22 protein-coding genes and 1 pseudogene are annotated in these 20,298 nt (G+C 65.9%); 12 read left to right on the top strand and 11 right to left on the bottom strand.

All coding sequences use genetic code 11. The features are described from left to right. Positions 1–5: 5 nt before the first annotated feature. Positions 6–191, top strand: a complete 186-nt coding sequence (locus AC3G2C_RS15155; protein WP_488385457.1) for a hypothetical protein — start codon at positions 6–8, stop codon at positions 189–191. A gap of 184 nt (positions 192–375) precedes the next feature. Here AC3G2C_RS15155 and pepN read toward each other — a convergent pair whose 3' ends face one another. Then, positions 376–3,033, bottom strand: coding sequence for an aminopeptidase N (pepN, locus tag AC3G2C_RS15150; protein ID WP_488385456.1), 2,658 nt, complete (start codon positions 3,031–3,033; stop codon positions 376–378). 66 nt (positions 3,034–3,099) lie between these two features. Here pepN and AC3G2C_RS15145 point away from each other — a divergent pair, with 66 nt between their 5' ends. Together AC3G2C_RS15145 and AC3G2C_RS15140 are read left to right on the top strand one after the other, a co-directional pair. After that, on the top strand, positions 3,100–4,104 hold the full coding sequence (locus tag AC3G2C_RS15145; protein ID WP_488385455.1) for an aldose epimerase family protein: 1,005 nt from the start codon (positions 3,100–3,102) through the stop codon (positions 4,102–4,104). After that, positions 4,101–5,066 (top strand): pyridoxal-phosphate dependent enzyme, encoded by a 966-nt coding sequence (locus tag AC3G2C_RS15140; RefSeq protein ID WP_488385454.1) that lies wholly within the window; start codon positions 4,101–4,103, stop codon positions 5,064–5,066. The genes AC3G2C_RS15145 and AC3G2C_RS15140 overlap by 4 nt, the downstream gene beginning before the upstream one ends. A gap of 45 nt (positions 5,067–5,111) precedes the next feature. Here AC3G2C_RS15140 and AC3G2C_RS15135 read toward each other — a convergent pair. Both AC3G2C_RS15135 and AC3G2C_RS15130 read right to left on the bottom strand, forming a co-directional pair. After that, positions 5,112–5,318: pseudogene (locus tag AC3G2C_RS15135) on the bottom strand (alkylphosphonate utilization protein); the annotation flags it as partial. Positions 5,319–5,371: 53 nt separating this feature from the next. Beyond that, positions 5,372–6,253 carry a DMT family transporter gene (locus tag AC3G2C_RS15130; RefSeq protein ID WP_488385453.1) on the bottom strand — a complete coding sequence of 294 codons (882 nt, stop codon included), beginning with the start codon at positions 6,251–6,253 and terminating at the stop codon, positions 5,372–5,374. A gap of 103 nt (positions 6,254–6,356) precedes the next feature. Between AC3G2C_RS15130 and AC3G2C_RS15125 the strand changes: the two genes are divergently transcribed. The 3 genes from AC3G2C_RS15125 (at position 6,357) to AC3G2C_RS15115 (ending at position 7,898) form a co-directional block, all read left to right on the top strand. After that, the gene (locus tag AC3G2C_RS15125; protein ID WP_488385452.1) at positions 6,357–6,713 is read left to right on the top strand and encodes a hypothetical protein; all 357 of its coding nucleotides are present in this window, start codon (positions 6,357–6,359) and stop codon (positions 6,711–6,713) included. 13 nt (positions 6,714–6,726) lie between these two features. Then, a complete protein-coding gene (locus AC3G2C_RS15120) occupies positions 6,727–7,302 on the top strand; it encodes a DNA-3-methyladenine glycosylase I (RefSeq protein ID WP_488385451.1) in 576 nt (191 codons plus the stop codon). Positions 7,303–7,460: 158 nt separating this feature from the next. Continuing rightward, positions 7,461–7,898 carry a DUF2846 domain-containing protein gene (locus AC3G2C_RS15115; RefSeq protein WP_488385450.1) on the top strand — a complete coding sequence of 146 codons (438 nt, stop codon included), beginning with the start codon at positions 7,461–7,463 and terminating at the stop codon, positions 7,896–7,898. Between the two features lie 46 nt (positions 7,899–7,944). Here the strand turns inward: AC3G2C_RS15115 and bioC are convergent, their stop codons facing one another. Genes bioC through bioB form a run of 5 tightly spaced genes read right to left on the bottom strand, consistent with a single transcriptional unit; the run spans position 7,945 to position 12,623 of the window. After that, positions 7,945–8,826, bottom strand: a complete 882-nt coding sequence (bioC, locus tag AC3G2C_RS15110; protein ID WP_488385449.1) for a malonyl-ACP O-methyltransferase BioC — start codon at positions 8,824–8,826, stop codon at positions 7,945–7,947. Further along, positions 8,823–9,593 (bottom strand): pimeloyl-ACP methyl ester esterase BioH, encoded by a 771-nt coding sequence (bioH, locus tag AC3G2C_RS15105; protein WP_488385448.1) that lies wholly within the window; start codon positions 9,591–9,593, stop codon positions 8,823–8,825. The genes bioC and bioH overlap by 4 nt, the downstream gene beginning before the upstream one ends. Next, positions 9,590–10,348 (bottom strand): sulfurtransferase, encoded by a 759-nt coding sequence (locus AC3G2C_RS15100; RefSeq protein ID WP_488385447.1) that lies wholly within the window; start codon positions 10,346–10,348, stop codon positions 9,590–9,592. The genes bioH and AC3G2C_RS15100 overlap by 4 nt, the downstream gene beginning before the upstream one ends. A gap of 28 nt (positions 10,349–10,376) precedes the next feature. Next, positions 10,377–11,570, bottom strand: a complete 1,194-nt coding sequence (bioF, locus tag AC3G2C_RS15095; protein WP_488385446.1) for an 8-amino-7-oxononanoate synthase — start codon at positions 11,568–11,570, stop codon at positions 10,377–10,379. Between the two features lie 18 nt (positions 11,571–11,588). Continuing rightward, a complete protein-coding gene (bioB, locus tag AC3G2C_RS15090; protein WP_488385445.1) occupies positions 11,589–12,623 on the bottom strand; it encodes a biotin synthase BioB in 1,035 nt (344 codons plus the stop codon). A gap of 145 nt (positions 12,624–12,768) precedes the next feature. On the opposite strand from bioB, the gene AC3G2C_RS15085 reads away from it, so the two are divergent. Both AC3G2C_RS15085 and AC3G2C_RS15080 read left to right on the top strand, forming a co-directional pair. Continuing rightward, positions 12,769–12,975, top strand: a complete 207-nt coding sequence (locus AC3G2C_RS15085) for a hypothetical protein (protein WP_488385444.1) — start codon at positions 12,769–12,771, stop codon at positions 12,973–12,975. A gap of 13 nt (positions 12,976–12,988) precedes the next feature. After that, complete coding sequence (locus AC3G2C_RS15080) at positions 12,989–13,705, top strand: ComF family protein (RefSeq protein WP_488385443.1); 717 nt, start codon at positions 12,989–12,991, stop codon at positions 13,703–13,705. A gap of 1 nt (position 13,706) precedes the next feature. On the opposite strand, the gene AC3G2C_RS15075 is transcribed toward AC3G2C_RS15080, so the two are convergent. Continuing rightward, positions 13,707–14,375 (bottom strand): MarC family protein, encoded by a 669-nt coding sequence (locus AC3G2C_RS15075; protein WP_488385442.1) that lies wholly within the window; start codon positions 14,373–14,375, stop codon positions 13,707–13,709. 22 nt (positions 14,376–14,397) lie between these two features. Next, positions 14,398–14,790, bottom strand: a complete 393-nt coding sequence (locus tag AC3G2C_RS15070; protein WP_488385441.1) for an MliC family protein — start codon at positions 14,788–14,790, stop codon at positions 14,398–14,400. Between the two features lie 367 nt (positions 14,791–15,157). Here AC3G2C_RS15070 and AC3G2C_RS15065 point away from each other — a divergent pair, with 367 nt between their 5' ends. The 4 genes from AC3G2C_RS15065 (at position 15,158) to AC3G2C_RS15050 (ending at position 19,696) form a co-directional block, all read left to right on the top strand. After that, positions 15,158–16,480 carry a DUF2252 domain-containing protein gene (locus AC3G2C_RS15065; RefSeq protein WP_488385440.1) on the top strand — a complete coding sequence of 441 codons (1,323 nt, stop codon included), beginning with the start codon at positions 15,158–15,160 and terminating at the stop codon, positions 16,478–16,480. 126 nt (positions 16,481–16,606) lie between these two features. Next, the gene (locus AC3G2C_RS15060) at positions 16,607–17,620 is read left to right on the top strand and encodes an alpha/beta fold hydrolase (protein WP_488385439.1); all 1,014 of its coding nucleotides are present in this window, start codon (positions 16,607–16,609) and stop codon (positions 17,618–17,620) included. Positions 17,621–17,757: 137 nt separating this feature from the next. After that, positions 17,758–19,077 (top strand): Xaa-Pro dipeptidase, encoded by a 1,320-nt coding sequence (locus AC3G2C_RS15055; RefSeq protein WP_488385438.1) that lies wholly within the window; start codon positions 17,758–17,760, stop codon positions 19,075–19,077. 97 nt (positions 19,078–19,174) lie between these two features. Next, positions 19,175–19,696, top strand: a complete 522-nt coding sequence (locus AC3G2C_RS15050) for a nuclear transport factor 2 family protein (RefSeq protein WP_488385437.1) — start codon at positions 19,175–19,177, stop codon at positions 19,694–19,696. Here the strand turns inward: AC3G2C_RS15050 and AC3G2C_RS15045 are convergent. Beyond that, positions 19,693–20,271 (bottom strand): cysteine hydrolase family protein, encoded by a 579-nt coding sequence (locus AC3G2C_RS15045; protein WP_488385436.1) that lies wholly within the window; start codon positions 20,269–20,271, stop codon positions 19,693–19,695. The two genes, AC3G2C_RS15050 and AC3G2C_RS15045, sit on opposite strands and share 4 nt — an antisense overlap. Positions 20,272–20,298: the final 27 nt, after the last annotated feature.

The following is a 20,298-nucleotide window of genomic DNA, read 5'->3' as shown; positions in this document are numbered from 1 at the left end:
ATGTCATGGACTTCAGTGTGGATTTCCAGCCGGTTTACCAGCACCACGATCTACTGATCGAGCTGGGTCGTGTGGAGATGGCCATGGAACATCTGGAAGCGCGCAGCGAAAGCGAGCGTCAGGTGTTGCGCCCGCGCCTGCTCTCGCGCATGAACCGCTTGCGCGACGAACTGCAGCGACTCGAAGCCTGAGTCGCGGCGAAGGTCATCACAGGCTTTTGGACGTCTAAACGTCCTATTACGAGCGGAGCAGCTTGATTCGGTCCGCTCGCCGTGGCCACGGGCCACGCCAGGTACTACCTGCTTCTACCCCATTACGCCCGGGTGCCCCGTCTCGGACGGGTAGCACTCGGGCGCATCTTCTGCGGGCCCGTGGTTAGCCGTGCAACATGCTGTGCACGATCTCGGTGAGGTTGCGTGAGAGACCGTCCTGTGCGGCCAGCGACGCAATGGCGGCCCTCGCTGCCGCGCGACGGCCAGGTTCCAGGCGCTGCCAGCCGTTGAAGGCGGTTGCCAGGCGCGCGGATACCTGCGGATTGAGGCGATCGAGCTCGCGCAGGCGTTCCACCAGCAGGTGGTAGCCACTGCCATCGGCGCGATGGAAGCCGTCGGGGTTGCCGCGTGCCCAGCTGCCGAACAGCGCGTTGACGCGATTGGGATTCTTCAGCGTGAAGGCTGTATCGGTTTCCAGCGTGCGCACGCGTTCGAGCACATGTTCCCCGGGTAGCTGCGTTTGTACGGCGAACCACTTGTCCATCGCCAGCGGGTTGTCGGCATAGCGCGCACGGAAGTGCGTGAGCGCCGCGTGCGCCTGCTGAGCGTTGCCGCGCACCAGCACGGATAGGGCGGCCAGGCGATCGGTCATGCTCGGTGCGTTGTCGTACTGCAACGTGGCAAAACCATGCGCGGTCCACGGATCGACGCGCTTGAGCAACTCCAGCACGCGGCGTTTCAGGCGGCGCTGGCCTTGGCTGGTGGCGTCCAGGGCCATGGTGGTTTGCGCGTTGAGCGCTTCGTAGCGCTGGATCAGCGCGGCTTGGCCAATGCGTAGCGCCAGGCTTTCCTGCAACTGCTGGCGCAGTGCGTGGATGTGTTGCGGATCCACCAGGCGTTCGCGTTCGGAGAGTTCGATTTCACCCGGCGGCGTCAGCAGGTCGGCCAACAGGGCCGGCTCGATGGCGCTGTCGTTGAACAGCGCTTCCAGCGCATTGCACCAGGCGTCCAGCGCTTCGGTGCTGTTGCCGTCGCGCAAGTTGTCGAAGGCGCGTGCGGCCAGTTGCTGCCCTGCCTCCCAGCGGTTGAAGCCGTCTTGGTCGTGGCGCAGCAGCAGGGCGAGATCTGCCGGTGCGTAGTCGCACTCAAGAATCACCGGGGCGGAGAAACCGCGCAACAGCGAGGGTACCGGCGCGGCGTCCAGGTGCTGGAACACAAACTGCTGCTCGGCTGCGTCCATGACAAGCACGCGCTCGTTGGCACCGGCGCCGCCGCTGTCGTCACCCTGCACGTGCAAGGGAATCATGTGCCCATGACGGTCGAACAGCGCCAGCTTCACGGGAATGGGCAGCGGCTGCTTGTTCGGTTGATGCGGTGTGGAGGGTGTGTGCTGGGATAGCTGGAGTGTGTACGTGCGTTGCTGGGCGTCGTAGCGTCCGCGTGCGGTAAGCCGCGGCGTACCGGCTTGCGCATACCAGGCGAGGTATGGCAACAGATCGGTGTTGTTGGCTTCACCCAGCGCGCCGAGGAAATCCTCCAGAGTGGCGGCATCGCCATCATGACGGCTGAAGTACAGATCCATGCCGCGACGGAAGCCATCGGGGCCGAGTCGGCCGGCAACCATGCGCACGAGTTCCGAGCCCTTCTCGTACACCGTCGCCGTGTAGAAATTGTTGATCTCGCTGTACTGCGCGGGGCGCACCGGGTGTGCAAGTGGGCCGGCGTCCTCGGGGAACTGCGCGCGACGCAGCAGGGCGACATCTTCGATGCGCTTCAGCGGCGCGGAATTCATGTCGGCGGAAAACTGCTGCTCGCGGAATACCGTGAGGCCTTCCTTGAGCGACAGCTGGAACCAGTCGCGGCAGGTCACGCGGTTGCCGCTCCAGTTGTGGAAGTACTCGTGCGCCACCACGGCCTCCACCGCGCGGTATTCCTCGTCGGTGCTGGAATCGGGATCGGCGAGCAGGTACTTGGCGTTGAAGATGTTGAGGCCCTTGTTCTCCATCGCGCCCATGTTGAAGTCATGGGTGGCGACCACGTGGAATACGTCCAGGTCGTACTCGCGGCCGTAGTGCTGCTCGTCCCAGCGCATGGAGCGCTCCAGCGCATCCATGGCGTAATCGCAGCGGCCGATGGCATCGGCTTCGGCCCAGATCACCAACTGCACATCGCGACCGCTGGCGGTGCGGTAGGCGCGCTCGATCTTTTCCAGACGGCCGGCCACCAGGGCAAACAAGTAGCAGGGCTTGGGGTGCGGGTCGACGAAGCGAGCCCAGTGACGGCCATGCTCCAACTCGCCGGCGCCATCGGGGTTGCCGCCGGCGAGCAGCACAGGGAAGCGTGCGCGGTCGGCGCGCAGGGTGACCGTATAACTGGCCAGCACGTCCGGCCGATCGGGGAAGAAGGTGATGTGCCGGAAGCCTTCGGCTTCGCACTGAGTGAGCAGGAAGCCGTGCTCGCGGGAGCCGGACAGGTACAGGCCTTCCAGCGCGGTGTTGGCCGCTGGCTGCACCCGCACGCGAGTTTCCAGCACACTGCCATCGGCGGCGCCATCCACTTCCAGCACGCTGTCGGCGTAGCGCCAGGCGCCTTCGGCCAGCGGCTTGCCGTCCAGGCTGATGGCCAGCAGCTCCAGGCCTTCGCCATCCAGGCGCAGCGGCTCCGTGCGGCCGGGCTCGCGCTTGAGCTGCAGGCGGGCGCTGACTTCGGCGGCGTCGATACCCAGGTCGAAGGTCAGTTCGATATGCGACACCCGCCAGGCAGGGGCACGATAGTCGCTGAGCCGGATCACGGCGGGAGAAGCGTCACGGAGGCTGGTCATGGGGACAATGAAAGCATAGGGGACCGATCAGGCTAACATGCGGCCCTTTCCAGGCAGGACAAGTCGATGGCGTCGTACCAAGCCGAAACTGGCCGATTGGGCCCCCATGAGATCGTCCAGTTGAGCGATCCAGGCCGGAGCCGGCGCGTGCGCATCGCGCGTCGCGGCGCCACCTTGTTCAACTTCGAGGTGCCGGTGGCGGGAGCCGCCTTCGACATCGCCGATGGCTACCGCGATGCCGGGGAGCTCGATACTCGCCCCAGTTCGCGCTTCGCCATCATGGTGCCCTTTGCCAACCGCATCGCTGACGCCCGTTACGTGTTCGATGGGGAGCCGCACGACCTGCAGCCGGGGGTGGAGGGTGCCTCGCGGGCGGCGCGCCATGGCTTTGTGCGCGGTGTGGATTTCAGCCTGGAGGAGCTTGTCAGCGATGAAAAGTCCGCAAGCGTGTGCTTTGCCACCCAAGCCATTCGTCCGGGCGCGCACCTGGGCTATCCGTACGCGATCGACCTGTCAGTGCGCTACACGCTTGCCGCCGACGGCCTCACCCTGGAAGCGGTGATGCGCAACGTGGGCGAACATGCCGCGCCGTGCTTCTTCGGTTGGCACCCGTACTTCCGCGTGGGCGACGATGCCATTGAAGGTTGGGAGTTGCAGATTCCCGCGGCCACGGTGGTGCGCACCGATCCGGACTACGTTCCGCTCGCTGGCGATGCCGCGCGCGCTTCCGTGGCCGAACAGCCGGCGCTGGACTTTCGCCGCATGCAGCCCATCGATGCGCGCGAGCTCAACCATGCCTTTGCCGATCTCCAGGCCGACGCGGATGGTCGCGCCCGCACGCGCCTGCGCAACCCGGCGACGGGCCTGGGTATTGCGCTGTGGCAGCACAGCGGCGTGATGCTGGCCTTTACTGCTGATACCGTGACGCGCGATGTGCGCCGCTCGGTGGCGCTGGAGCCGATGGAAAGCTGGGCCGATGCCTTCAATCGTCCCGATTGCGCGCAGGCCATTCGCCTGGAGCCCGGCGCCGAGCGCCGCTACGTCTGTGGCGTGGAGATCAAAAACGCATGAGCACGACCCACCCCTCCGTCATCCTGCCCCGCCTGCAGGACATCCAGCAGGCCGCTGCACGCATTGCGCCGTATGCCGTGCACACGCCGGTGTTGCGCAGCACGGTACTGAACGCCTTGAGCGGCGCGGACCTGTACTTCAAGTGCGAGAACCTGCAGCGCGGCGGTGCGTTCAAGTTCCGCGGCGCCTGCAACGCCGTGTGGTCGATGGACGATGCGCAGGCGGCGCGCGGTGTGGTCACGCACTCCTCCGGCAACCATGGCAATGCGCTGGCGCTGGCGGCGGCTACGCGCGGCATTCCGGCGCACGTGATCGTGCCCGAGGGCGCCGTGCGCACCAAGGTGGAAGCCATCGAGCGAGCGGGTGCCATCCTGCACCGTTGCGCCGCGACGCAGGCCGCGCGCGAAGCCAAGGCCGAAGAAGTGCGTGCGGCAACGGGCGCCGATCTGGTGCATCCCTATGCAGACGCGCGCGTGATCGCCGGCCAGGGCACCGCTGTGCTGGAGCTGCTGCAACAGGCCGAGGGGCTGGACGCGGTGATCACGCCGGTAGGCGGTGGTGGGCTCAATGCCGGCACGGCCATCGCCGCGCACGGTGTGCTGCCGGGCCTTGAGGTGCATGGTGCCGAACCCATGGGTGCCGATGACACCGCACGCTCCCTGGCCACGGGCCAGCGCGTGGGGCCGTTCGTACCCGACACGATTTGCGATGGGCTGCGCACCTTGATCGGCGAGCCTAATTTCGAGGCCTTGCGCATGCATCGCGTGGAAGTGACCACGGTGAGCGACGAGGAGGTCATCGCCGCCATGAGGCTGTTGTGGAACGAACTCAAGCTGGTGGTGGAAAGCTCCAGCGCCACCGTGCTCGCGGCGGTGCTCAAGCGGCCGGAGCGTTTCCACGGCCTGCGCGTGGGTTTGATTCTTTCGGGCGGCAACGTGGATCTCGACGCGCTGCCCTGGTAACGCGCGCTGATGCACCCCCTCGGCGAATGCCGAGGGGGTATCGCGTCAAACCTTCTTGATGAAGCAGGTTTTCAGCACCAGGGTGGAGCGGCCGTCGCGGCACTCGATCTCCTCGGGGTTGTCCTCGTCCACGCGGATGGACTTGAACACGGTGCCGCGCTTGAGCGTCTGCGACGAGCCCTTCACCTTCAGGTCCTTGATGACCAGTACCGAGTCGCCATCGGCCAGTACGGCGCCGTTGCTGTCTTTTACGTTCAATTGCGTGTCCTCCTGCAAATAGACCGCGCATTTTAGCGCGGCGACGCTCAACGCCGCTGCAGGCGTACGCCGCTCACGGCGAGCAGGCCGAGCAGCACGAAGCCGATGCCCAGCACCTCCATGCTGCTGGGTTGCTCGTGCAGGATCAGCCACGCCAGCAGCACGCTCACGATCGGCACACCCAGGCTGGCCAGGCTCGCCACTGCCGTGGGCAGGCGCTGCAACACCACCAGCCACAAGCCCCAGGCCAGGCTGGAGGCCATCACCACGCTGTAGGCCAGCCCGCCGATGAAGCCCCAGGTCCAGTCGATGGAGCGCTGCGGCACGCACAAAGCCACCACCACCAAGGCCAGCGCGCCGAACAGCATCTGCCAGGCGGTGAGGTTGAGCGGCGTGGGGCCGTGGCGCAGAAACACACGTTTGCTCAGCACCGTGCCCATCGCCCAGGCCGCACCGGCGCCGATGGCGAGCAAGGTGCTGGTGAGATTACCCAGTCCGTGCCAAGGCTCGATGATGCAGGTCAATCCCAGCGCCGCCAGCCCCAGACCCAGCCAGCGCTGCGGCGTAAGGCGTTCGTGCAGGATCACCCACGCCAGCAGCACCGCCCAGAACGGCATGGTGTAGGCAAGCAAGGCCACGCGGCCGACACCGCCACTCACCAGCGCCAACTGGCCCAGGCCCTGGAAGGCGGTGGTCTGGCACAGGCCGATCAACACCGTGGGCAACAGCGGCGGCGGCCGCAACGACTGGCGCGTGACCAGCAGTGCACCGAACAGCACCAGCGCGCCCAGCACATAGCGGATCGCCGCAAAGTCGAATGGGCCCGCGTGCGTGAGGACCTGCTTCATCACCACCCAGCTGTAGGCCCAGATCAGGATGGTGGCGAGCAGCGCCGCCATGGCGCCGCGCGAGTGAGTGGGTGCAGTCATGTCGTTCCGTCGAGATGGGGGCCCGCGACAGGCGCGGCCTTGTGACGCGCGCATGGGTGGGATAGCGTCGTGGCTTGCCTGAAAACATACAAGGGGATCGCGGATGATCCGGACGAGTCCATGGAATGCATGGGTGGCCTGCGTGGGCCTGGCGGCCTACGTCGGCATGCTGTTCCGCTTCCCGGTGCTGGTGCAGATGGTGCAGCAAGGCGAGATGTCGTTGGTGAAAGCCGCGCCCTCCGTGCTCGGTGCCTTGATGTTGTTGGTGGCCAGCCTGGGCCTGCTGCTGCGCCGGCCGGCGCGCGAAGTGCTGTTCGCGGCGTCCGCCGTGTTGTTGCTGATCGGCCTGTGGGACCTGCCCACCTTGGTGTTCTCGTTTTGGTTGTGGCTTGCCGTGCTAGCGGCCATTGTCGGTGCGGTACTGGGCTTTATTCGACGTCGCGGCACACCCGCCGCCTGAGCAGGAGCAATTCATGAGCGGCAAGAACGGCAAGGCGCGGGTGCGCTGCCCCTGGGGCGAGAGCCCTGACATGCACGACTACCACGACACCGAGTGGGGCACGCCGCTGCACGATGACCAGGCGCTGTTCGAATTCCTGTGCCTGGAGGGCGCGCAGGCGGGCCTCTCTTGGCGCACCATTTTGCTCAAGCGCGAACACTACCGTCGCGTGTTCCACGGCTTCGACATCGACCGTGTGGCGGCCATGAAGGACCGCGAATTGGAGAAGGCACTGCTCGACCCGGGCATCGTGCGCAACCGCCTCAAGGTGTACGCCACGCGCGACAACGCCATCGTCGCGCAATCGGTGATCGCCGAATCCGGCAGCCTGGATCGTTACCTGTGGTCGTTCGTGGATGGCAAACCCATTCGCAACACCTGGACCGGGCAAGGCGACGTGCCGGCGAGTACGCCGTTATCGGATCACATGAGCAAGACGCTCAAGAAGCGCGGCTTCCGCTTCGTCGGCACCACCATCTGCTACGCCTTCATGCAGGCCACCGGCATGGTCAACGACCACACGGTGAGCTGTTTCCGTCACGCGCGCTGAGTCAATCCGTAATCGCAAAATATTGCGCGGCACGTGGCCGATTTTGCCATCCTCATCGCATGAACCTGTATGCGAGTATCGCCGCCGCCGCGTGCCTGTAGACAGGGGGTTTATGGGTGCGGCGGCGCTCACAGGACGTTTTGACGAAGGGGGAGAGGATGTTTCGCAAGCTATTGATGTGCGTGTCGTTGCTGGCAGCATTGGTTCTCACGGGCTGCGCCAGCGTGCCCATGGCCAGCAAGAGTGCGGATGCACAGGCCAAGTTGTTCGAGCCGTCGACGGATAAGGCCGTGGTGTACATCTATCGCAACGAGTCGATGGGCGCGGCGATCAAGATGCCGTTGCTCATTGATGGCCAGGCCGCGGGCGATACCGCGTCCAAGACCTATCTGCGCAAGGAACTCGCGCCGGGGCAGCACACCATCGTGTCCAAGAGCGAAGTGGATGCCACGCTGAATCTGGACGTGAAGGCGGGGCAGACTTATTTCGTCTGGCAGGAAATCAAGATGGGCATGTTCGCTGCACGCTCGGCGCTGCATGAGGTGGACGAATCGAAGGGCAAGGCCGGCGTGCAGCAGTGCACGTTGATCCTCTGACCCAAGGGTGACGGGCATGGGCGGCGGCTGCCGCCCATGTTCCCCATTAGCGTCGACGCGAGCCGCGCAGGCTGTCGATGGAGAAGCTCGCCATTTCGCCGCCACCGGCCATGCGGCGCGACTGGCCCGGCGGCGGGCCCCAGGCGTGGGCGGTGACCACTTCCCAAGTCGCCGGAATACGGCCATCCACGCGCATCGTTTCGTACGCGGCCAGCATGCGCTGGTAATGCCGTTTGCCCAGCAGATGCCGTTCGCGTTCGCGGTCGGCGTTGGTCGCGCCCAGGCCCTGCAACTCCTTGAGCAGCAGACGCGGCTCGCTGTAGGTGAGGGTGTAGCGGTCCACGTCCAGCACCGGGTCGCGCAGGCCGGCGCTGATCATGGCGTCGCCCAGGTCGTGCATGTCCAGGAAGCGGCTTACGTGCGGTTGCTCGTCGGCCTCGGCCCAGGCGGCGCGCAGTTCCTTGAGTGTGTCCGGGCCGAAGGTGGAGAACACCAGCAAGCCGCCGGGCTTGAGTACGCGTACGCATTCGCCGAACAGCGCGGGCAGGTCGTCGATCCACTGGAAACAAAGGTTGGAGTGCAGCACGTCCACGCTGTGGTCGGGCAGCGGCAGTGCGGTGGCTTCGGCGCACACGCGCTGGAACGGCTTGAGCCAGCTCACGTGCTTCTTGGCGGCGTGCAGCATCGGCAGCGCCAGGTCCATGGCGATCACCTGCGCCTTGGGATAGCGCTTGCGCAGCAGCGCGGTGCCGCGCCCGGTGCCGGCGCCCACGTCGATCACGCGCTCGGGCGTGTCCAGGTAAAAACCCAGGCGATCGAGCAGCAGCGTTTGCACTTCGCGCTGCAGGGCATCGTGGTGTTCGTAAGTGCTGGCGGCGCGACCGAAGTTGCGGCGCACCTGGTGTTGGTCGAAATGCGAGTTGCTCATGCGAAGCGATCCAGCAGCGGCGACAGTGCGGCCGCCACGTTCGAGGCGTAACCGAAGAACGGCGCGTGGCCGGCGTGGGCGATCTCCACGTACTCGCCCCGACCTTGCTCGGCCGACCACGCCATGGCGGGCGGCGGCACCAGGCGGTCGCGATGGCCGGCGATCCATACGTTGGGCACGTCCAGGCCTGGCAGCTCGGCGCGACGGTCGGTGCTTTCCAGAATACGGATGCCTTCCTGCAACACGCGCAGGTCCGGCTCGCCGCGGGTGAACATCAGTTGGCGCAGATGACGCAGTTCCGCGCGCGGATCGGGGCTGCCCATGGCTTCGAGCGCGATGAAGCGCTCCAGCGTGGCGTGGTAGTCGGTTTCCAGGTCGTCGGCGAGCTGGCGCACCAAGCGAGGGTCGCTGCCGTGCGGCCAATCCTCGTTGCGCGAGAACTTGGGCGTACCGCAGATCACGCCCAGGCCGCGTGCGTGATGCGGGTGCTCCAGCGCGGCGGTGAGCGCGATCAAGCCGCCCAGCGACCAGCCGATCCAGATGGCCGGCGGCGTGCGCTCGGCAATCGCCTCGGCACAGGCCGAGGGCTCCAGCGGCAGCGTGCTGTGGCGCGAGTAGCCATGGCCGGGCAGGTCCACCACGTGCAAGCTGCAGCGATCAGCCAGCGCTTCGCACAGGGGTTCCATCATGCCGCCGTGCATGGCCCAGCCGTGCAGCAGCACCACGGGCACTTCGCCATGGCCGTGCACTTCGATGTGCAGGCTCATGCGGTCGGCTCGCCGTTGGGGTCCAACGGCGCCGGGGCCAGGCCTTTGTCCACCGCGCCGCGTTCGTCGAACACGAAGCAGGCGCCGCGCCAATGGCTGCCGTCGGTTTCCTCGAAGTACTTCAGGATGCCGCCTTCCAACTGGTACACGTGCTCGATGCCGATGTCCTGCATGTGCAGCGCGGCCTTTTCGCAGCGGATGCCGCCGGTGCAGTAGGACACCACCGTCTTGTCGGCAAAGCGTTCGCGATCGTCGGCAAGGGCGGCGGGAAACTCGGTGAAGCTGGCAATGCGGTAATCCACCGCCTGCTCGAACAGGCCCACGTCGGTTTCGTAGTCGTTGCGCGTATCCAGCAGCACCACGTCGCGGCCCTCGTCGTCGTGGCCCTGCGCCAGCCAGCGTTGCAACGTGGCGGGCTTCACCGATGGCGCGCGCCCGCCTTCCGGGCGGATGGTGGGCATGCGCATGGTGATGATCTCTTTCTTCAGCCGTACACGCATGCGGCCGAAGGGCACCTGCTCGGACACCGACTCCTTTGGCTCCAGTCCGGCGAAGCGCGAGTCGCTGCGTAGCCAGTCCATGAAGGCATCGATCGGCTCGCGCGGACCGGCGAGGAACAGGTTGATGCCCTCGGGCGCGAGCAGAATCGTGCCCTTGAGCTCCAGCGCCAGGCAGCGTTCGAGTACCCGCTCGCGCAGCGCGGGCAGGTCGTCCAGGCTGACGAAGCGGTAGGCGGAAAGATTGATGATGGACATGGGGGATGGGGCTACAGCGAGGACGCCATTATACCGGCCGGCCCTGTACGGCCCCGGCGGGGAGCCGCGAGAGCGCGTCCAGCAGGCGATCCACCTGGGTTTCCTCGTGCGCGGCCGACAAGGTGATGCGCAGGCGCGCCTTGCCCGCCGGTACGGTGGGCGGGCGGATGGCGGTAACCAGGAAACCTTGCTGTTCCAGCGCCTGCGAGGCGGTGAGGGCAGCCTCGGCGTCGCCCAGCAGCAGCGGCTGGATGGCGGTGGGCGAGGGCATGAGGGGCAGGCCTAGCTGGGCGGCGCCCTGGCGGAACCGGGCGATCAACGCGTGGAGCTTGTCGCGGCGCCAGCTTTCCGCCTGCGCTAGCCGCACGGCTGCCAGCGTGGCCGCCGCCAGCGCCGGGGGCATGGCGGTGGTGTAGATATAGGTGCGCGCGGATTGCACCAGGCCATCGATCAGGTCCGCCGAGCCGGCGACGAAGGCGCCGCTGCAGCCCAGGGCCTTGCCCAGCGTGGCCATCAGCACCGGTACGTCGGCCTGGTCCAGTCCAGCAGCGCTCACACTGCCTTGGCCATGCGCGCCGAGCACGCCCAGGCCGTGGGCGTCATCCACCATCAAGGTGGCGCCATGGGCGTGGCACAGCGCGACGAGGGCGGGCAGGGGCGCGATATCGCCGTCCATGCTGAACACGCCATCGGTGGCGAGCAGGGCGGCCGCGTCGGGCTCGCTGGCGAGCTGGCGGGCCGCGCCATCCACGTCAGCATGCGGGTAGCGCTTGAGCCGGGCGCCGGCCAGTTGCGCGCCATCGAGCAGGCAGGCGTGGTTGAGCTTGTCCTGCACGCACAGGTCGTCGCGTTGCAGCAGGGCCTGCATCACGCCCAGGTTGGCCATGTAGCCGGTGGAGAACAGCAGGGCGCGTTCGTAGCCGGTCCACTCGGCCAGGGCTTCTTCCAGTGCGGCATGCTCGGTGCGATGGCCGCCGATGAGGTGTGCCGAGGCACTGCCCACGCCGCTTTCCGTCGCCGCTTGCTGCAGGGCATGCACCAGCGTGGGGTGTTGGGCGAGGCCCAGGTAGTCATTGCTGCAGAACGACAGCAGGCGGCGTCCGTCGCGCTCCACCCACGGGCCATCGGCGCGCTGCACGGTGCGCAGGCGCCGATGCAAGCCCGCCGCCGCGCGTTCGGCGCTGTGGCGGGCCAGGCGTTCAGTGAGCGACGGGCGCGTCATGGCGGAGCTTGCGGTGCCTCAGGCGGCGCAGCCGCAGGTCTGGCCGCAGCTGCCGGTATCCGCTTCGAGAATGTCCGCGTGCACCGTTTCGCTTTCCTCCACCACTTCCAGCGGGTGCAGATCCAGGCGCTTGAACAGCGCGCGGTCGTGTTCCACGTCGGGGTTGCCGGTGGTCAGCAGCTTTTCGCCGTAGAAAATCGAGTTGGCGCCGGCGAAGAAGCACAGCGCCTGCACAGCGTCGTCCATCTGCTGGCGGCCGGCCGAGAGGCGCACCATGGAGGCCGGCATCAAGATGCGCGCCACCGCGATGGTGCGCACGAAGTCGAACGGATCGATCGCATCGGTGCCGTTGAGCGGCGTGCCTTCCACCTGCACCAGCTGATTGATCGGTACCGACTCGGGATGCTCGGGCAGGGTGGCCAGCGTCTGCAGCAGGCCGGCGCGTTGATCGCGCGTTTCGCCCATGCCGACAATGCCGCCGCAGCAAGTCTTCAGGCCCGCTTCGCGCACGTGTTCGAGCGTATCGAGGCGATCTTGGTACTGGCGGGTGTGGATGATCTCGCCGTAGAACTCAGGCGCGGTGTCCAGGTTGTGGTTGTAGTAATCCAGGCCCGCCTGCTTGAGCGTGGCGGCCTGGCTGCCGTTGAGCATGCCCAGCGTGGCGCAGGTTTCCAGACCCAGGCCCTTCACCGCTCGCACGATCTCGGCCACCTTCTCCACGTCGCGGTCCTTGGGGCTGCGCCAGGCGGCGCCCATGCAGAAGCGGCTGGCGCCGGCGTTCTTGGCAGCCTGGGCGCGCGCCAGTACGGCTTCCACGCTCATCAGCTTCTGGGCTTGCACGCCGGTGTCGTAGCGCGCCGCCTGCGGGCAGTAGGCGCAATCCTCGGGGCAGCCGCCGGTCTTGATCGACAGCAGGGTCGATACCTGCACCGCGTTGGGGTCGTGGTACTCGCGATGCACGGTATGGGCGCGGTGCAGCAGGTCGTTGAAGGGCAGCGCGAACAGCGCGGCGACGTCGGCGCGGGTCCAGTCGTGGCGGATCGGAGAGGCCATGGCGACAGCTCTGGGTGTGGGGAAAGCGCGACAGTGTGGCAGGGCGCTTTTTCTTGTCAACTTTCTAAAGTCACTATAGGTTGACGATGCGCCAACGTATGGCAGCCGCTACCATCCGCTGAACCACGCACGAGGAGCTTGGGGCATGAGTACAGGGCAAGGCAGCGCGGGCAATGTGCTCGCGGCGATCTGCAGTTTCTTCATCCCCGGCCTGGGCCAACTGGTGCAGGGCCGGTTCTGGATCGCCCTAGTGATGTTCGTGCTGGCGGCCATCCTGTGGATCGTGTGGCTCGGCTGGATCATCCACCTGTGGTCGATCCTCGACGCGGCCATGTTCAAGCCCAAGGGCTGAAGGCGTCAGGCGCATGGAGGCGCGGCGATGGTGGCAGTCGACGCAGCGTGCGTTGCGCGATTTCGTCCTGCCCTTGCGCTGCCTGCTTTGCGGTGGCCAGGGCGCCGACGAGCTAGATCTGTGTCACGACTGCGCCGCCGAATTGCCGCGCAATCGCTCGTGCTGCGCTCGTTGCGCGTTGCCGCTGCCCCAGGCTGCGCTGTTGTGCGGCCAATGCCAGCGACGCAAGCCGCCGTGGCACACGGCTTGGGTGCCGTTTCGTTACGGCTGGCCGCTGGATCGGCTGGAGTCGCGTTTCAAGTTCGCCGGTGACCTTGCCGCTGGTCGCGTGCTCTCGCAGCTCTGCCTTCGCGAACCATTGCCTGAATTGCCCCAAGCCATCGTGCCGGTGCCGCTGCATCGCACGCGCCTGCGCGAGCGCGGTTACAACCAGGCACTGGAGCTGGTGCGTCCGCTTGCCCGCGCGTTGAACGTTACCCTTCGGCACGATCTCTTGCGGCGCACGCGCGCCACCGCGGCGCAAACCGAACTGGGCGCACTCGCACGCCGCCGCAACGTGCGTGCCGCCTTTGAGCTGGCGGATGGCGCCACGTGGCCGACGCACGTGGCGCTGTTCGATGACGTGATGACCACCGGCGCCACGCTGCGCGAGTGCGCGGTCCTGCTGCGTCGTGCCGGCGTGCAGCGTGTGGATGTCTGGGCATTGGCGCGTGCGCCTTCGCATCGTTGAATTACTTCCAGTGCACCGATTCCAGCAATTCGGACAGGCCATTCCAGAACAGCTGCACGCCGATGCAGAAGATCACGAAGGCAAACAGGCGCATGGTGATCTTGGTGCCTACCGTGCCCAGCAAACGCTCCAGGTCACCGGCGAAACGCACGCACAGGTAAATGCTGGCGCACAGCACCAGCAGCGCCACGCCCACGCCGGCGAAATGCCCGGCAGAGAGGCCTTCGCGCGGTGAGCCGGTACCCAGTGCAATGGCCACCGCGATGGAGCCCGGGCCCACGGTCAGCGGCATCGTTAGCGGATAAAACGCCTTGGCGGCCAGCGAGGCGGGGCTGCGGTGCGCCTTCAGTTCCTCGGCCTCGCCCTGGGTCTCTTCTTCGTCGGGCGCCTGCAATAAACCCCAGCCCGCCATGCCGATGATCAGGCCGCCGGCCACGCGCAGCACCGGAATGGAGATGCCGAAGAAGGCCAGTACATAGGCGCCGATCAGCAGCGAACCCAGCAGGATGGCGAAGCTGTTCACCGTAATGCGCCACGCCAACTCGCTGCGATCCGCCGGCGTGGCATTGGGCACCATGCTCAGCACGATCAGCGCGGACGCCGGCGGGTTGATGATGGGAAACAGGCCCGTGATCAGCAGCAGCGCGGTCTGCACCAGTTCCTTGAACATGGAAAGAGGCCTCTCCGCGCGATCAGTGGGAAGGCAACGCCTCGCCAGAGCCGCTGCATGTGCGTGCAGGCTCCCCGGCGAGCGTGAACGTCGCGTCCTTCAGACCCTTACCCCAAAACTCGTTACCTTGGCCATCGGCGTAGCGCGCGCCGGAGGCGGACATGGCTTGCGGCAACTCCAGCGTCTTGCCATTGAAGCTGAGCGTGACCTTGTCAGCCGCAAAGCGGCCCGTTACCGCCAGCTCGCCGCATTGATAGGCGTAGACGTGGACGGCCGGTGGCGGTGTGGTCGTTGCTACCGTATGCGCTGCTGTTGGGGCGGCGGCCGGTGCACCCGCGCTTTCCGCTGGCGGCTGGGATGGCTGGCAGGCAGCTACGGACAGCAACAGGGGCAGCAACAGCAGCTTGGGGCGCATGATCGATGTCTCCGGCATGCCGGGGAGCATCCGACCACGAAAGTAGCCCTTACGTGAAGAAGACAACGCCGTCGGGCGGCCGGATGAAGGTTTGCGCCCTGGTGCTCCTCCCCCGTTCCTATCGAACGCATACGGGTGTCAAATGGCGCCACGTCGGCGCACTTGATCGGCCCGGCCTACCTTTCGATTCGCCCAGGAGGAAGTCATGTCCACCGTTGCCGAATCCACTCCCGATATTGTCGCAGCGAAAGCCTCCCTCAAGGCGAAACATTCCACACAAACTTCGCGCCCTGGCAAGGTTGCCCCAGCGAGTACTCCGCCGCTTTCCCAGGCCTCGTTTCACCAGTCGCCCGAGCAACGCCGAGCCATGGCCAAGACCCTGCGCGAGCAGTGCTCACGCAAGACACTGGGCGGTTGGACGCCCCCGGCACATCGCACCGACCCGGTGGACATTCTCATGGAAAGCTCCAAGGGTCGTATCGAGTCGCTGGTGCCGCTTCGTTATGCCCGCATGCTGGCCTCGCCATTTGCGTTCTATCGAGGTGCCGCCGCGATCATGGCGAGCGACTTGTCGACCACGGCGAGCACGGGTGTGCACGTGCAGGTGTGTGGTGATGCCCACCTGGTGAACTTCGGTGGTTTTGCCACGCCCGAGCGAAAGCTGGTGTTCGACATCAATGATTTCGATGAAACCACCGTTGGCCCCTGGGAGTGGGACGTGAAGCGCTTGTGCGCGAGCCTAGTGGTGGCGGCGCGCGCCAATGGCTGCAACAGCGACGACGCCCGTGACGCAGCCTGGGAGGCCGCATCGGCTTACCGCGACTACCTCGCCGCATACGCCGACATGCCGCTGCTGGATGCCTGGTACGACCACATCGACCTGCAAGAGGTTATCGATCGCATCCAGGACGAGCAGATGAAGAAGCTCGCCACCAAGAACGTGCGCAAGGCGCTGGAGCAAACGGCGCACACCAAGGAGTTCGTCAAGCTCACCGTAGCCGGCGGTTCCCCCGTGCGCATCCAGGACGAGCCGCCCTTGATCTATCACGACCCCGCGTTGCAGGAGACGATCGAGCAAGCCGAGCGAGCCAAGGCCTTCGAGGATTACCGCGCGTCACTGCAGGCGGAGCGCCGCGTATTGTTGGATCGTTTCCAGATCATCGATTCGGCGGTGAAAGTCGTGGGCGTGGGCAGTGTCGGCACCTACTGCGGCATCCTCTTGTTGATCTCGGGCAGCGGTGATCCGTTGTTTCTGCAATTCAAAGAGGCGCGTCAATCGGTCATCGCGCCGTTCATCCACAAAAATCCCTATCGCCATCAGGGTGAGCGAGTGGTGGCGGGGCAGCGCTTGATGCAATCGGCCAGCGACATGTTCCTTGGTTGGACTCAAGGCCCCACGCGCCACTTCTACGTGCGCCAGCTGCGCGACGCCAAGATCTCTCCGCAGGTAGAGCTGATGAACGGTGGAAACCTGCGCCGGTACGGGCGCTTGTGCGCACACACGTTGGCGCGCGCCCACGCGCGCTCTGGCGACGCCTTGCTGTTGGCGGCCTACCTGGGCAAGAGCGACACCTTTGCCGATGCCATAGCCTCGTTCTCGGTGGCGTATGCCGACCAGAACGAACGCGATCACGCTGCGCTGGTAAAGGCAGCTCGCGCTGGACGCATCGAGGTGGCCAGCTTGAACTAAGCTGCCCCCATAGTCGCGCCCCTATTGATGCGTCTTCGACTCGGGCGAACTTTTCTGCTGCAACCGAGTCGACATTTCTCGTGGCCCGGCCTGTCGCCGGGCAGCCACCACGCGAGGGGATACGTCATGAAGGGATGGTCCTGCGCAACAGCCTTGTGGGTCATGCTGGGGTTCACCGCGCCGTTGCTCGCCAGCGAGCCGGTCCCGCCGCAACGCATGCCGGACAGTTACGCCAAGCCGGGCACGCTGGTGGCCTTGGCCGACGGGCGTCAACTCAATCTGCGCTGCATGGGCAGCGGTCAACCCACGGTACTGCTGGAGGCGGGCAGTCATGCCGACAGCAGCACCTGGTTCCGAGTGCAGCCGTTGCTGGCGGCGCATGGGCGCGTGTGCGCCTATGACCGCGCCGGCTTTGGCTTCAGCGCCGCAGGGCCGCTGCCGCGCAACCTTGATGCGGATGTAGCCGACCTGCATGCGCTGATACGGCGGGCGAAGCTCGGCACGCCGCTGGTGCTGGTGGGGCACTCGCTGGGCACGAACATCGTTCGCCTGTACACACAGCGCTACCCGACCGATGTAGCGGGACTGGTCCTGGTCGATCCGTCTGCTCAGGATATCGCCGCCGTCGCCCCTGCCTGGGCGGCGGCGGATGTGCAGATGAATACGAAACGCCTGGAGTTCGTGCGCCAGTGCGGCCAGGCAGCGGAGCAAGGCAAGCTCGCCACACCGGCGCCCGCGTTGAGCGCATGCGTGGCCGCTTCCAACCCGCTGGCCAGCACGGCCGTCAATGACGCCGCGCGGGCCAACAAGCTCAAGCCAGCGTTCTGGCATGCCTTGTTGTCGGAACTTGAGAGCAACACGGTGGTGTTCGCCAAACCGGTGCCAGCCAGTGAATCGCTGGGTGCCATACCTTTGCGTGTGCTCACGGCCGCCGACACCTACGCCGATGTACCCCCATCGGACCGCAAGGCGCTGGAAACTGCGCGCGACCGGACGCAAGAGCGTATCGCGGCCAGCTCCACCCGCGGCCAACGCCAGCAGGTGGCGCAGTCGTCCCATGACGTGCAGCTGGACCAACCCGAGGTGGTCGCCAAGGCCGTGCTGCAGGTAGCGGCCGAGGTGGCACCCACCGCGCACTAGCCCATGAGTTGGCGCGCCGTTCCGCGTGTTTCGCGGTAAGGTGCGGGAAGGGGGATAACGCAGAACCGGGGTGCGAGGCGCATCGTCGGGCTATCCGCCCGCGCTGTCATTGTCCTCGCTGCCGGAGAGTCTGCTACATGCGTCTGTTGCCGTTGTTTGCCGCCATCACCCTGAGCCTCACCGTCACTACGACCCATGCCGACGACGCGCCGGCACAGGCCCCTGCCCGTATCGCCGTGCGGGCCGCGCATCTGGTGGATACGCAAAGCGGGCAACTGCGCGACAACCCGGTGGTGGTCATCGAGGGCGAGCGCATCGTGGAGGTGCGCTATGACGGCCAGGCACCGGCCAACGCCAAGCTGATCGACCTGGGTGGCGCTACCTTGCTGCCGGGACTGATCGACTGCCATGTGCACCTCACCGGTGACCCCGGCGAGATCAAGGGCGATTACTACGAAGCCATCCTCAAGCGCAGCTCCATCGACTCGGCCATTCTGGCGCCGATCTACGCCAAGCGTACGCTGGACGCGGGCTTTACCACGGTACGCAATCTGGGGGCGGGCGATTACGTGGATGTCGCGTTGCGCAACGCCATCAACCGTGGCGACGTGCCCGGCCCGCGCATGCTGGTATCCGGCCCGCCGCTGGGCGCCACCGGAGGCCATGCCGATGGCACCACCGGGTTCTCGCCTTGGATTACCTTCAACGGTTTCGATGGCGTGGCCGATGGTGTGGACGCCATCCGCCACCGTGTGCGCGAGAACGTAAAGAACGGCGCCGACGTGATCAAGTTCATGGCCAGCGCCGGTGTACTCAGCGCCGAGGCTTCAGTGGGTGCGCCGCAGTATTCGCAGGAAGAAATGAATGCACTGGTGGACGAGGCACATCGCTGGGGCAAGAAGGTGGCCGCCCACGCGCATGGCGCCGAGGCGATCAAGATGGCCATACGCGCCGGTGTGGATTCAGTGGAGCACAGCAGCCTGATCGACGACGAAGGCCTCAAGCTCGCCAAGCAGCACGGCACGTATCTCGACTTCGACATCTACAACGACGACTACATTCTCGACGAATACGCGAAGAAGGGCTTTCCGGCCAGCACCGTGGAAAAGGAGCGCATGGTCGGTCGCGTGCAGCGCGAGAACTTCCAGCGCGCGGTGAAGGCTGGCGAAAAGCTCGCTTTCGGCACCGATGCGGGCGTGTATCCCCATGGTTGGAACGGCAAGCAGTTCGCCAAGATGACCCAATGGGGCATGACACCCATGCAGTCGATCCAGGCGGCCACCGTCAATGCCGCCGATCTGCTCGGTCTCAAGGATAAGGTGGGTGCGTTGGCGCCGGGCTACTACGCCGATCTCGTCGCGGTGAGCGGCGAACCGCTCAAGGACATCACGCAGCTCGAACATGTGCGTTTTGTGATGAAGGCCGGCGAGGTGGAGAAGAACGAGCTATCGCGCTGACGCAAAATCGCCGCCGATCATTTCGCAAAGGCGTGGCATGAACGCCACGCCTTGCACTTGGAAGGCCTTTGCTTTGCTCATGTCAGGGAGAGTCAATATGGGGAAGTCACCCACGAAGTACCTGTCGTCCATTCTGATGGTGACCGCCCTGCTGTCGTGCGCCGCGCCTGCCTTCGCCGCTGAGCCGGAAGGCGACGCCGCGCTAGTGCAGACAATCACCGAGCTGGATGCCAAGGTGTTCGATGCGTACAACCGTTGCGACATGGACACATTCAGCCGTTACTTCTCGCCGACGGTGGAGTTCTATCACGACAAGGGCGGCGCCACCTTTGACCGGAATTCGGTGGTGTCCAACACGCGCAAGTACATCTGCCACAAGGTGCGCCGCGAATTGTTGCCGGCCACGCTCAAGGTGTATCCCATCAAGGACTATGGCGCCATCGAAGAAGGCGAACACCGTTTTTGCCAGGTCGACGGCGGCCAGTGCGAAGGCGCGGCCAAGTTTCTGATGATCTGGCAGCGCGGCAAGGATGGCTCGTGGGCGATGACGCGCGTGGTCAGCTATGGCCATCGCCCGCTGACCGACGCGGAAAAGGCAGCGTCATCAGCAAAGCCTTAGACGTTCGACGATTGGCGCGCCAGCGCCGCCAGTACATCGGCGGTGCTGACGATGCGGGCGAACTCGTCGTTGAGATCGCTGAGGGCGGCGTCATGTACGTCCTGCGCCGGGCGCGGGCGGCCGTCGAGGGTGGGGCGGGCGAAGGTCGCCGTGGCGTCGCTGACCACGTAAGTGTCGAAGCCGAAGTTGCCGGCCATGCGCGCGGTGGTCGATACACAGTGATTGGTGGTGAGGCCGGTGATGATCAGCGTGCCGATATCGCGCGAACGCAGCTCGGTTTCCAGCGTGGTGCCGATGAAGGCGCTGTTCACCGATTTGTGGTGCACGGGTTCGTGCGGCAGCGGCGCGGCTTCAGGCTTGGGCTGGTGGCCGGGCGTGCCCGGCACGAAGGCACCGCTGGGAGAGCGCGAGTCGTGCTGCACGTGGATCACCGGCAAGCCCAGGTCGCGCCAAGCATGGAGTAGTTTGGCGATCTGCTGTTCAGCCTGTGGGTTGTTGCGTTCGCCCCAGCGCGGGTCGAGAAAGCCTTGTTGTACGTCGATCACGATCAGCGCAGTGTTGTAGGGGAGTTGCATGGCGTGGCTCCGGGATGAGGGAGCGCG

The organism is Frateuria sp. sgz306004 (assembly GCF_057750885.1).
This window is presented reverse-complemented; position numbering and strand designations above follow the sequence as displayed.

Coding starts and splice junctions, on each gene's coding strand:
- AC3G2C_RS15155 (WP_488385457.1), top strand. CDS start 6: ATGGACTTCAGTGTGGATTTCCAGCCGGTTTACCAGCACCACGATCTA.
- pepN (WP_488385456.1), bottom strand. CDS start 3,033: ATGACCAGCCTCCGTGACGCTTCTCCCGCCGTGATCCGGCTCAGCGAC.
- AC3G2C_RS15145 (WP_488385455.1), top strand. CDS start 3,100: ATGGCGTCGTACCAAGCCGAAACTGGCCGATTGGGCCCCCATGAGATC.
- AC3G2C_RS15140 (WP_488385454.1), top strand. CDS start 4,101: ATGAGCACGACCCACCCCTCCGTCATCCTGCCCCGCCTGCAGGACATC.
- AC3G2C_RS15130 (WP_488385453.1), bottom strand. CDS start 6,253: ATGACTGCACCCACTCACTCGCGCGGCGCCATGGCGGCGCTGCTCGCC.
- AC3G2C_RS15125 (WP_488385452.1), top strand. CDS start 6,357: ATGATCCGGACGAGTCCATGGAATGCATGGGTGGCCTGCGTGGGCCTG.
- AC3G2C_RS15120 (WP_488385451.1), top strand. CDS start 6,727: ATGAGCGGCAAGAACGGCAAGGCGCGGGTGCGCTGCCCCTGGGGCGAG.
- AC3G2C_RS15115 (WP_488385450.1), top strand. CDS start 7,461: ATGTTTCGCAAGCTATTGATGTGCGTGTCGTTGCTGGCAGCATTGGTT.
- bioC (WP_488385449.1), bottom strand. CDS start 8,826: ATGAGCAACTCGCATTTCGACCAACACCAGGTGCGCCGCAACTTCGGT.
- bioH (WP_488385448.1), bottom strand. CDS start 9,593: ATGAGCCTGCACATCGAAGTGCACGGCCATGGCGAAGTGCCCGTGGTG.
- AC3G2C_RS15100 (WP_488385447.1), bottom strand. CDS start 10,348: ATGTCCATCATCAATCTTTCCGCCTACCGCTTCGTCAGCCTGGACGAC.
- bioF (WP_488385446.1), bottom strand. CDS start 11,570: ATGACGCGCCCGTCGCTCACTGAACGCCTGGCCCGCCACAGCGCCGAA.
- bioB (WP_488385445.1), bottom strand. CDS start 12,623: ATGGCCTCTCCGATCCGCCACGACTGGACCCGCGCCGACGTCGCCGCG.
- AC3G2C_RS15085 (WP_488385444.1), top strand. CDS start 12,769: ATGAGTACAGGGCAAGGCAGCGCGGGCAATGTGCTCGCGGCGATCTGC.
- AC3G2C_RS15080 (WP_488385443.1), top strand. CDS start 12,989: ATGGAGGCGCGGCGATGGTGGCAGTCGACGCAGCGTGCGTTGCGCGAT.
- AC3G2C_RS15075 (WP_488385442.1), bottom strand. CDS start 14,375: ATGTTCAAGGAACTGGTGCAGACCGCGCTGCTGCTGATCACGGGCCTG.
- AC3G2C_RS15070 (WP_488385441.1), bottom strand. CDS start 14,790: ATGCGCCCCAAGCTGCTGTTGCTGCCCCTGTTGCTGTCCGTAGCTGCC.
- AC3G2C_RS15065 (WP_488385440.1), top strand. CDS start 15,158: ATGGCCAAGACCCTGCGCGAGCAGTGCTCACGCAAGACACTGGGCGGT.
- AC3G2C_RS15060 (WP_488385439.1), top strand. CDS start 16,607: ATGAAGGGATGGTCCTGCGCAACAGCCTTGTGGGTCATGCTGGGGTTC.
- AC3G2C_RS15055 (WP_488385438.1), top strand. CDS start 17,758: ATGCGTCTGTTGCCGTTGTTTGCCGCCATCACCCTGAGCCTCACCGTC.
- AC3G2C_RS15050 (WP_488385437.1), top strand. CDS start 19,175: ATGGGGAAGTCACCCACGAAGTACCTGTCGTCCATTCTGATGGTGACC.
- AC3G2C_RS15045 (WP_488385436.1), bottom strand. CDS start 20,271: ATGCAACTCCCCTACAACACTGCGCTGATCGTGATCGACGTACAACAA.